Annotated in this window: 3 protein-coding genes and 1 pseudogene; all 4 read left to right on the forward strand. The window is 53.9% G+C overall.

Annotation, left to right across the window (positions count from 1 at the left end; all coding sequences use genetic code 11):
• The first annotated feature begins 271 nt into the window (after positions 1 to 271).
• Positions 272 to 10,600 (forward strand): LamG-like jellyroll fold domain-containing protein, encoded by a 10,329-nt coding sequence (locus RUA4292_RS09390; protein ID WP_058277364.1) that lies wholly within the window; start codon positions 272 to 274, stop codon positions 10,598 to 10,600.
• Positions 10,601 to 10,765: 165 nt separating this feature from the next.
• Positions 10,766 to 10,927 (forward strand): hypothetical protein, encoded by a 162-nt coding sequence (locus RUA4292_RS24445; protein WP_370737417.1) that lies wholly within the window; start codon positions 10,766 to 10,768, stop codon positions 10,925 to 10,927.
• Positions 10,928 to 10,929: 2 nt separating this feature from the next.
• A pseudogene (locus RUA4292_RS09395) lies at positions 10,930 to 11,187 on the forward strand (IS6 family transposase); the annotation flags it as partial.
• A 58-nt stretch (positions 11,188 to 11,245) separates the two neighbouring features.
• Positions 11,246 to 12,274, forward strand: a protein-coding gene (locus tag RUA4292_RS24000; RefSeq protein ID WP_145974921.1) for an IS3 family transposase whose coding sequence is annotated in 2 segments (ribosomal slippage) — positions 11,246 to 11,510 and positions 11,510 to 12,274 — 1,030 coding nt annotated over the 2 segments. Because the reading frame shifts where the segments join, the coding sequence is not laid out codon by codon here. This gene is flagged as partial in the annotation.

Raw genomic sequence — 12,274 nt, forward strand, 5'->3', positions numbered from 1 at the left:
AATGCCTTCCATATCAAGAGAAATTCCGACTTCTAAATTGGTCGGAAACGTTGGCGATATTCGGCGACTTATGGGCCCTTTTCCGGTACTCCCGCGGACTAATTTTTCCTAAAGTCGAATAAGCCAAAATCCTGCAATTGGCACCTATCTCGCGCAGCCAAAATAATAGATTTCCGCCGAGAACATTTTGCGGCGTTACTCATGGAGAAGTTTTTTCGAACTTTCTCCTTCCATAAAACACTAAAGAAACTCACTGAATTGGGGGCTATCAATGCGTTCTTTTGAGACCAACGGCACCGCACTGGATATTCAGAATCTGACTCTTTCAGGAGATTTTTCTATCGAAGCCTGGGTGTTTATGCCCACGGGATCTGGAATAAACAACGCAGACGGCATCGTCGCCAACCCGGGGCAGGACATAAATTTCTTTGCTGGCCAAGTACGTGTTTTTGATGGTGGTGATATTGTAGTCGCCAACTCTGCAACGAACGAAGGGGTCTGGACACATTACGCTATTACGCGCGAAGCAGGTCAGACCAGAATCTACGTTAACGGTGTGTTGGATGCCACCTCTGGCACGGATTGGACCAACGACTTTACAATTGAAACTCTGGCCGAAGGTTCTGCCGCTGGAGGACTTGAAGGACAACTGGACGAAGTCCGCATATGGGACGTAGCGCGCACCGAAAGCGAAATTGCGGACAATTACAACAAGACGGTGGATCCCAGCAGTGCAAGCCTGCTGCGTTATTACGACTTCGAGGGTGTGAACCAGTTTATCGTGGACCGTACGGGCAAGGCCGAAACTGAAGAGGTACTACCTGCCCCATTGGGAACAAACCTGGTGAGTTCTGGCGCACCCATCACCGTCGTGCCGATAGCAATCGCTATTGAAAACTCAAGTTTCGAAGCTACCGCATTGGCAGACGGAAGCGCGGCCAATGCGATCACTAGCTGGACCCTTAGCGGCGGTGCAATGGGGACGTGGAACCCCACAACAACCTTTTTCCCGGATGAAGCCCCCGACGGTGAAAACGTCGCTTTCATCGACAACGGTGGAACGATTTCACAGGTGCTGACAGACACCTTTGAGACGGGACGCAGTTATCAGCTTACGGTCAGTGCCGGCAACGAATCCAGCGCAGGCACGAGCAATGGTTGGGAAATCCGCTTATACGCCGGAACCCAGCTTTTGGGCAGCGTGGACGCCACCAGCGTCACCCCGGCGGACGGCACTTTTGGAGACGCTGTTCTAACGCTTGATGGCTCCGATCTGGCGGCGTTTTCAGCCAATTACGGTCAAGCGTTGACTGTGGAGATCTTCGACGCTGTTGTTGACCCTGAAAACAATGCTCAGTTCGACGACGTCCGTCTGAACTATGTGCAGGCTGATACATACCCGGTCAACACTCCGCCGAGCGATCGCGCACTCTCAACCAGCTCCACTGCCGTTGACATCCCTGACGTTACCCTCAGCGGTGATTTCACGGTTGAAGCCTGGATATATCTTGCGCCGGGCCAAGTCATTTCGAATGACGACGGGCTGGTAGCTGGTCCGAATAACGACATGAATTTTTTCGCGCAGCAATTCCGTGTCTTTGACAGCACTGCGGGCAACGACATCGTGGTTGCGAATACAGCTGCGACGGCCGGGACATGGACGCATTACGCCGTTACCCGCGAAGAGGGCGTTACCAAAATCTTCGTCAACGGAGTGCTGGATGCGACTGCGGCCAACCCCTACACTAACGATTTTATTATTGAGCAACTGGCAAAGTCGAACACGGACGCACTCAACGGGCAACTTGACGAAGTGCGCATCTGGGACGTCGCGCGCAGCGAAACCGATGTTCTGGCGTCCTACAACAAAACCGTAGACCCCTCCTCGACCGGTCTTCTCCGCTATTACGGCTTTGATGGCACAGGAACCGACTTGGTCGATCTGACCGGAACCACTCCTGATCAGGCATTGCCCGCAGGAGTGTCATTCGTAAACTCAGGTGCCCCGCTTGTGGACAACAATGCTCCGGTGTTTACCAGCGATACCAGCGTTTCGGTAACCGAAGGCAATACAGATACGACCTATGCGGCTGCGGCCACTGATGCTGACGGCCCACAGCCGGTCAGCTACTCAATCGAGGGTGGTACGGACGCGGCATTGTTCGCCATAGACGCCACCACCGGTGCCCTGAGTTTTGCCTCTGCACCAGACTTCGATGCTCCGGGTGATGCGAATGGTGACAACACGTACGAAGTGATCATCGGAGCTTCGGATGGAGCAAACACAACTGAACAGTCTGTAACAGTAACCGTCACAGACACAGGTGCCCCAAGAGCGGTCACCATTGAGAACGCAAGTTTCGAAGCTAATGTTCTGGCCGATTTCGCTGCAGTGACCGCAATAGATGGCTGGACGCTTAGCGGTCCAAGCATGGGAACGTGGAATCCGCGCGCCGATTTCTTTACTGACGAAGCCCCCGACGGTGAAAACGTGGCCTACATTGATGAAGGTGGCGCCATCTCTCAGACTCTGAGTGAGACGTTCGAGGCAGGGCGCAGTTATCAACTCTCGGTTAAGGTCGGAAACCAATCCAGCGCCGGTGACAACGTTGGCTGGGAAATCCGCCTGTACGCTGGCACCCAGCTGCTTGGCAGTGTGGACGACAGCAGTATCAGTCCGTCCGACGGTACGTTCGAAGACGCTGTACTGACACTGAATGCCACCGATCTGGCTGCATTCTCAGCCAATCACGGCGAAGCGCTGGCCATCGAAATCTTTGATGCGGTTGTCGAGCCGGAAAACAATGCACAGTTTGATGATGTGCGCCTGAACGTTGTTGATGCCGATACTTATCCAACCGGAGGCGGTGGCACACCCTTTATTATCAATGTAGCGATCGCCAATGCAGGTTTCGAAGCCCAAACGCTTGCTGACTTCGCAGCGGCGCAAACTATCGATGGTTGGGATCTGAGCGGCTCAGGAATGGGTGTATGGAACCCACGGGCTGACTTTTATTCAGACGAAGCGCCCGAGGGTCAGAACGTCGCTTACATCGACGATGGCGGAACAATTTCTCAAACCCTGACCGAGACTTTCGAAGCGGGCCGCAGCTACCAATTGGCTGTTCGGGTAGGTGACGAAGCCAACGCAGGTGAAAATCTGGGTTGGGAAATTCGCCTTTATGCCGGAAACCAGTTGCTGGGCATCGCGGGCAACGCAGATTTCAACCCCTCGGATGATAGCTTTGTTGACGTCACAGTTGCTCTGGATGCGACTGATCTTGCCGCCTTCAGCGCGAACTACGGCGAAGCATTGAGGATTGAACTGTTCGATGCAGTTGTAGCGGATGAAAACAACGCACAGTTTGACGATGTGCGCCTGACCTATGTCGAGGCGGACACCTACCCCGACGGCGGTGGCGGCAACCCCGGCACAGGTACTGAACGCGCTTTGCTGACGGCAGGGGTTCCGATCGATGTACCTGACCTGACGCTGACCGGAGATTTCACAATTCAGGCGTGGAATTATAATACGCCAGGTACAGAAATCTCGAATGCGGACGGTCTGGTCGTAGGGCCGAACAATGACATGAACTTCTTTCAAGGGCAGTTCAGACTCTTCGACAGTACAGCGACTGAAAATGACATCGTCGTTTCCAATCAGGTTGAATCGCCGGGTCAGTGGACCCACTATTCTGTAACGCGTGAGGATGGTGTCACCAGAATCTATGTAGACGGCCAGTTGAACGCGACCTCTACAACCAACTGGACCAACGACTTCACGATCGACAAAATCGCAGGTTCGGTATTCGGTGAATCGAACGGAACCGGATTGACCGGTCAGCTTGATGAGCTGCAAATATGGGATGTGGCCCGCACACAGACACAGATCGCCGACGATATGGACGGCGGCGCTGATCCCGCGAGCGCGAACCTGTTGCGGTACTACAATTTTAACGGCGATACGAACGAGGTTTCCGACGAAACGGACAACAGTGCTAGCGTGCCGCTGCCATCCGGGACCAACTATGTTACTTCGACCGCCCCGATTGACGGAGCCGGAGGCGGCACCGGAGCAGGCGAGTTCATCGACTCTCAGGTGGTCAGCGGACTTTTCCTGCCGACCGATCTGGCCTTCCTGCCTGATGGCCGGATGCTCGTAATTGAAAAAGGCGGTCTCGTTAAAATTGTTGATGACCCCACACAGCCCGGCGGGACAATCGAGACCTATCTCGACCTGACAGGTCAGACGCTCAACAATGAAGAACGTGGGCTATTGGCTGTCGAAGTCGATCCCGAGTTCGAGACGAACGGCTACGTGTATTTCTACTACACAATGCTTGAGGACGGTGAAGGCAAAACTACTGTCTCGCGGTTCCAGCAAATTGAAAACGGTGGCGGAGCAAGCAGCCGCGGCGACCTGTCCACTGAAACCGTTATGTGGCAAGAGAACGACGTTACCAGTTCCTGCTGCCACCAAGGCGGAGGGTTGTCATTCGGTTATGAACCAATTGACGAAAACGACCCAAGCCCCTGGAAGATGTATATTGTCACCAGCGATGAGTTCACACCTGCGAATTCTCAGGATCTGACGCATCCGGACGGCAAGGTACATCGGGTCAACAAAACCGATGGCTCAATCCCAACGGACAACCCATATTACGATCCGATTGCGGCCGCGGCTTATACGCCGGAAATCGATGTAAGCTCGGCCATTTCAACGACCGCTGAGAACCTGGCAATCGACTCGGAGGGCGTAATGACCACGATTCATTCGCATGGTCTGCGCAACGGCTGGCGCAGCAGCTACGATCAGGAGTCCAGTACCCTGTTCATCGGTGAGGTCGGCGGCAACAACAACAATACTTCGGATGAGGATATCCACATCGCTGTGGCCGGTGCCGATTACGCCTGGGGTCCGAATGATTATGCCGGTTTCGACGGCGAAGGATTCTTGCCCGACTCGAATGATCCGGGTAACCCAATCCATTCTTACCCGCATCTGAATGGCCCCGGTCAGGGTGACAGCACACAAAATGGTGGTGCGTCTGTTACTGGCGGCGTCGTCTATCGCGGTGACGAGTTCCCGGACGAATACGTTGGCGCTTATTTCTATGGCGACTGGGTCCGGAACTGGATCCGCTACCTGGAAATCGACTATTCCGGTGAACGACCGGTTCTGGTCGAAGATCATTTCTTCAAGAACGCCACTGGCCAGGTACTTGCCTTCGAGGAAGGCACGGACGGAGCGTTGTACTATATCACTACTTTCCAGACCGGGAACGTGTTCACATTCGAAGGCACCGTCAATCGCATCAGTTTTGAAGGCGGCAACGGCGCGCCGGAAGGAACCGGGATCGTTCTGGATCCCGGCGAGGACAGTAGCCCAACGGCTCCGTATGAGGTGACGTTCGAAGCCGACGTCACCGATCCGGATGGTGATGCCCTTTCCTACCTGTGGTCCTTCGGTGACGGGGATGATCTTGACGGCGATGGCATCGGCGATACCGCGATTTCGACCGAACAGGATCCGACCTACACGTACAACGAATTGGGTCAGTATGTCGTCGAACTGGTCGTAACTGACGCGCAAGGGGCGGCAACCGTATTTGACGCGCGGGTTATTACGGTCGGTAACGCGCCTACACCCGAGATTCAGTCGCCACTTGATGGCGGTACCTACCGCGCGGGTCAGACTATAACCTTGGAAGGTCTGGCAAATGACATCGAAGACGGTTTGATCGACAGCAATGATCAACTTATCTGGTCCACGACCTATCAGCTTGGTGACATCCAGCGGCCCGGACCAATTGACGGGACAGCAGATCAGGTTGGCGGGGTCAGCTTTGTTACGCCGGACTCGGGTAACCTTGAAAGCTTCCTGAACGGGATCACCGTATTCCTGACAGCGACCGACAGCGATGGCCTTTCTAAGACCACGCAGTTAAGCCTTACTCCTGAAACCACCGAACTTTCCTTTGACGCGCCGGTTCAAAATTACACTTTCTTATTCGACACGCGTCCGGAAGTGGGCGATTTCACTTTCGACTCGATTGTAAACTTCAATCACACAGTTGAAGCGCAAGAGACTTACACTTCGGGTGGGTTTGAATTCACGTTCATTGGATGGGAGGACGGTGAGACCAGCCGCAACCGCTCAATTACCACACCAGAGGCAGGACAGAGCTTCCGACCGCTGTACGAAGTGACAGGTTCGGTCGGTCAGGCATTGGCCCTGAACGGAACAGAGCATGTAGACATTCCGCAGCTCGTTCTCGGCGAAAGCGGTTCGGACTTCACCATTGAAACATGGGTCAAGTTCACAGACCCGACCATCAACAATATCGACGGTCTGGCGGGTTCCGGAAGTTTCGGCCAACCTGGTGCAAACGATATCAACTTCTTCAATGGTCAGATCCGCATTTATTCGAACGACTGGGACGGCGGCAATGACCCGGTTGTTGCTAATACTTCAAGCCAACCGGATGTATGGACACACTATGCTATCGTCCGTGAAGGCAGTGAACTGAAGATCTATATTGACGGTGTTCTGGACCAGACGGTTGCGACTACCTGGACTGGCCCGTTCACAATCGACCACATTGGCGGCACGGTTCAAGCCGGCGGCTTGCAAGGCGAAATGGACGAATGGCGCGCCTGGAGTGTGGCGCGGACAGAAGAGGAAATTCTGGCTAACAAAGATGACCCGTTGTCCGGACCGCAAACCGGTCTTGAACGTTACTATGCATTCGATGGAGATCTTAGCGATTCCACGGGCAATTCGCCCCCAGCCACTCTTCCTGCCGCCGGCTCTCTGGTAACTTCTACTGCACCGATTGGCTCCGGGATAGACCCGGATGAAACCAACCTGTCGATAATCGACGCAGACGTCGACGAAGGCGACAATGGCACAACCGAGCTGGTGTTTACAGTTCTACGTCAGGGTGATCTGAGTGGTGAAAGTACGGCGCGGTACGACACTGGCGACGCGACAGCAATTGCTGGCTCTGACTATCAGGCCTCAACTGGTACGGTAAACTTTGCCGCAGGTGAAACACAAAAAGAAATCCGGATCACGGTCTCATCCGATACGGTTTTCGAGCCAAACGAAACGTTGTCAATCACCATGTCAAACCCGACTGGCGCGGTTCTAAACCGGGCGATTGCAACCGGAACAATCCTGAATGATGACGCCAACCCTGGCAACACAAGTGTTGTTTACGAATTGGATAACGGTGAAGACGGGTTCAACGGTGACTTCGACGGCAGTTCGAGCGCTCCGCAGATCATTGGAGCAACACCGCTTGGGTCTCTCACCAACGGTGGCCTCGAAGTAGCGGCTACTTTCGATGATCTCGATGGCAATCAGGGGATCGTGTCGGCAGACGCAACGTTCTTTGGAACAGGCGGGCACATCAATTTGCGCTCGCTTGGAGATGACTTGGAACTCCGTGCGCAGAATGGATCTGGTACCACCGGGGAAAGTTACACTGTTCTCGCCGAGGATATCCTAACTGCTGGTCAACCAACGCATATTCTGGTGTCTTTCGGTGATGATGGCCTGACACTATATGTTAACGGCGTCGATGTAGGCAGCAATCCCAGTACAGTTTCGCCCTCGGGGAATACTGAACAGCTTGTACTCGGCGGCAACAATTTTGCCAGTACTCCCGGTGATATCGATAAGCTAAGAGAGCCCTTTAACGGTACCATCGAACGTTTTGCTCTCTACGACGGACAACCAGATGATGCCGATGCTCAGGCCCTCTCTGATGCAGCGCTCAACCCGATTGTCACAGTCGCTAATGACGACCTTGCAACCACAAACGAGGATACACCGGTCAGTGTCGACGTTGTAGCAAACGAAACTGCTGAAAATGCCGGTGCAATCACATTGGTATCGGCAAGCGACGGAGCAAACGGAACAACGTCCATTGTGGACGGAGAGGTCGTCTACACGCCAAATGCTGACTTCAATGGAACGGACAGCTTCATTTATGTGATTTCAACTTCGGAAGGTGGAGAAGCAACCGCGACGGTAGACATCAACATTGATCCTGTGAACGACGATCCTGTCGCGGTCGACAATGGCGCAACTGTCATTTCAACAGCTGCAGAAACGCCGATTGATGTCCTGACCAACGACAGTGACGTGGATGGCGACAGCCTTATCGTCACCGGTGTTACCAATAGCACCAATGGTGGCATCGTGACGCTAGTGGACGGAACGGTTATCTATAACCCGAACGGATTGGGCGTGGGCGCCACCGATACGTTCCAGTACACAATCGACGATCAAAGCGGTGGCGTACCACAGATGGCAACTGTCACGGTAACGGTTCTCGCCGAACCGAATACTGATCCGGTTGCGATCGCAGACGATGTCTCGACCTCCGAGGACACCCCGCTGCTCTTCCAGCCTGGCGCAAACGACACAGATGCCAACGGAGACCCTGTGGTTGGCTCGTCGATCTTCTCGCAACCGACCAATGGTACTGCGGTTGTGGAGGCAGACGGCACCGTTACCTACACGCCAAACGTGAATTTCAATGGCACCGACAATTTCGAGGTAACGGTCACAGATGGTCTCGGCGGGTTTGACACCGCAGTTGTGAATGTAACGGTCAATCCCGAAAACGATCCTCCGCAAGTTAATTACGATGCGGCGACCACGTCCGAGGGTAACGCAATAGCCATAAACGTTCTGGCCAACGATGGTGACGTGGATGGCGACTTGTTGGTAGTCCAGTCCGTCGGTAGTGCAAGCAACGGCACTGTTGTGGATAATGGAAACGGTACGGTCACCTATACACCGAACATCGGCTTTGCCGGCCAAGATACGTTCGAGTACACTGTGTTCGACGGTATTTCGACGTCCACAGCAGAGGTCACAGTCACTGTGAACTCGTTCCCTGTACCCATTGTGGACGAACCAGCTCAGGTATTCTTCGATGGCACCAACGGGTCTGTCATCGAACTGCCCCATGATCCGATCTATACGTTGAGTGAGGGAACGATTTCGTTCGCTCTAAACGCAACTGATACGAATGGTGCTCAGGGCTTGTTCGCCAAAGATGCTTCGGGTTTCGCGGGAGGTGGCAACCACTTCGCCGTTTACCTCAACGGTCCAGAGCTGAATATCCGTTATCAGGACGAAGGATCGTCGGAAACGCTTACCATTCCAGGGATCGAGGCCGGTCAAACTTATGATCTGGCAATGACCTTCGGGCCTGGCGGTTGTCGTGTGTATCTAAACGGTGCGCTTGTAGCGAGCGCAGCGTTGGTTATGGACTGGACTAACAATTTAGAGTTCATCCAATGGGGCGGTCGTGGTTGGGCCAGTGATAGCGGGGCGGCAGGTTTTGACGCTCCGTTCGAGGGCAACATTGCGGACCGCAAGGTGTTTAACGTGGCCCTGAACGACGAACAGGTCGGCGAACTGTACAATTCGGGTTCGGGCAACAACGCGCCCTTAGCCGTGGACGATGTCCTAGTCGTGGACGAGGACGGTTCAGCTATTATCGCGCCAGGCATCAATGATACGGACTTGGATGGCGACACGGTCACAGCGACCGGAATTGCCAGTGGTGCCGCGAATGGTCTGGCCGAGGTCAACCCGGATGGGACGGTGACTTACACACCAAATCTGGATTTCTTTGGTGAGGACAGCTTCGACATCGTTTTGTCGGACGGCAATGGCGGGACAGCGCAGTCTTCGGTCGATGTTACAGTGAACCCTGTGGATGACGATCCGGTCGCATCTGACGACGATGCGGCAACGCAGCAAAACGAAGCCGTGGTCATCGCGGTTCAGGACAACGACGCCGATGTTGATGGAGACACCCTGACGATAACGCTGGATCCCACCAGTGAACCTTCAAATGGTGTGACATCAGTGAACGCAGATGGGACTATTACGTATACTCCTAATGCCGGCTTTATTGGGTTGGATAGCTTTGACTATGTCCTGTCCGACGGCGATGGAGCAACTTCGACCGCAACAGTAACGGTAAATGTTACCGAAGAAGCGCCCGACCCATTGCCGTTCTTCGAGCGTCCCGGCGTAGCAAACTTCGACGGCTCGACAGGGGCAGTTGAAAACATCGCACATGGCCCGGAATTTGAGGTTCCAGAGGGGACTATTGCGTTCTCGTTCAAAGACAGTAATCCAAATATGCGCCAGGGATTGGTGGTTAAAGATGCATCCGGATTTGAAGGGGGCGGAAACCATCTTGCAGTCTACGTCAATGGAGGCGACCTGATTGCCCGTTTCCAAGACGGCGCCAACAGCGAACAGTTCATCTTTAACGACCTTGTGGCCGACCAGGAATACGAGGTGGCATTGGTATTCGGTAACGGTGTTGAACTTTGGGTTGACGGTGCCCTGATCGACTCGAACCCTGACTTCACGACAGACTGGACGCTAAACCAAGAGGTCATGCAAATTGGTGGCCTCGGTTGGGCAAGCGCAACTGGAGACGATGCTTTTAGAAACCCGTTCTCTGGTGAAATTGCTGACGTCGAAATCTACAGCGAACGCTTGGATGAAGACCGCATATTCAGTCTGTCAAACCAATCTTCTTTCGATTTGGTTTTATGATTTTCGACCTTTGATAGGCTGGATAGAGTGAAGCGAAACTAAGGGAGAACATAGTTTCGCTTCATATTCAGATGGAATGTTCGTCGTTCGGACCAATGGAGCAGAAACGGTCTTGTCAGAGGAAACCGGCTTGAGGCGGGTAGGGTGGTTCCGTAGCTTCGTGGGATGACAAAACCCAATCCAATTCGCTACCTCAAAACCAGCCCAGAGGTCATTCGCCTAGCGGGTATGATGTATGTTCGGTTCCCACTGTCGCTGCGGAGCGTGGAAGAGGTCATGTCAGAGGAACTTGGCTTGAGCGGGACAGGGTGGTTGCGTAGTCATTGAGAATGACCAAACCTTCCTCTTTCAAGTATTTCAAAAACAGTCCCGAGATCATCCGCCTTGCGGTGATGTTGTACAGCCGTTTCCCTCTTTCACTTCGGAATGTCGAAGATCTGCTGCACGAACGCGGGATCGCCGTGAGCCACGAAACTATCCGATACTGGTGGAACAGGTTTGGCCCGATGTTTGCTGCTGAGATCAGACGGAAGCGTATTCAGCAGTTGCGCGCGTTCTCCAAATGGAAATGGCACGTGGACGAGGTTTTTGAGCCTCCCCATTTGAATGGGCCCACCGTTAAGATTAGGAAACGGAGGACCAAGAATGGCAAACAAGCGACCGAAGCCGGAAGAAATTGTCTCGAAGTTGCGGCAGGTTGAAGTTCTGATGGGGCAAGGGATGCCGCGTCTGGATGCGATCAGACAGATCGGCGTTGTGGAGCAAACCTATTACCGCTGGCGCAAGCAATATGGCGGAATGGGTGTAGACCAATTGAAGGAACTTAGGCGGCTTCAGAAGGAAAATGAGCGGCTCAGGCGTGCGGTATCAGACCTGACGCTCGACAAGCTTATCCTGACGGAAGCATCGAAGGGAAACTTCTAAGCCCCTCTCGTCGCCGTGCTTGCGTCGCTCATGTTCGCAGCCAGTTCAAAGTTTCCGAGCGCCGTGCATGCCGCGTACTGGGACAGCACCGATCCACGCAAAGGCGTATTCCACGGGGCCGACCCGATGAAGAACAGCTGGTGGCCGACATGATCGAGCTTGCCAGGCAGTATGGTCGGTATGGGTATCGCCGGGTTGCGGTGTTGCTGAGAGAGGCTGGATGGTCTGTCAGTGATGGGCGCATTGAACGGCTTTGGCGACGAGAGGGGCTGAAGGTGCCTGCAAAACAGCCCAAGAAGGGACGGCTTTGGCTAAACGATGGTTCATGTGTTCGACTCAGGCCGGAACATAGCAATCATGTCTGGAGCTATGACTTCGTGCATTGTCGCACCGATGATGGGAAACCTTTCCGGACGTTGAACATCATCGACGAGTTCAGCCGGGAGTGCTTGGCAATCAGGGTAAAGCGAAAACTAAACTCGGCGGATGTGATCGATGCTCTGACGGATTTGTTCATTCTGCGCGGCACACCGTCCTACATCCGTTCAGATAACGGTCCTGAGTTCGTTGCTCTGGCGGTTCGCGACTGGATTGCAGCTGTCGGAGCCAAAACGGCATACATCGAACCAGGCTCGCCTTGGGAGAACGGATTTTGTGAAAGCTTCAACGGTCGCATGAGGGACGAGCTGTTGAACGGGGAAATCTTCTACTCGCTCAGAGAAGCGCAGATCATCATCGAAGAATGGAGGA

The organism is Ruegeria atlantica (assembly GCF_001458195.1).
In the GTDB taxonomy this organism is placed as follows: Bacteria; Pseudomonadota; Alphaproteobacteria; order Rhodobacterales; family Rhodobacteraceae; genus Ruegeria; species Ruegeria atlantica.

Bases quoted from the DNA above. Each gene is read 5' to 3' on its own strand.
- RUA4292_RS09390 (WP_058277364.1), top strand. From the start codon at position 272: ATGCGTTCTTTTGAGACCAACGGCACCGCACTGGATATTCAGAATCTG.
- RUA4292_RS24445 (WP_370737417.1), top strand. From the start codon at position 10,766: ATGACAAAACCCAATCCAATTCGCTACCTCAAAACCAGCCCAGAGGTC.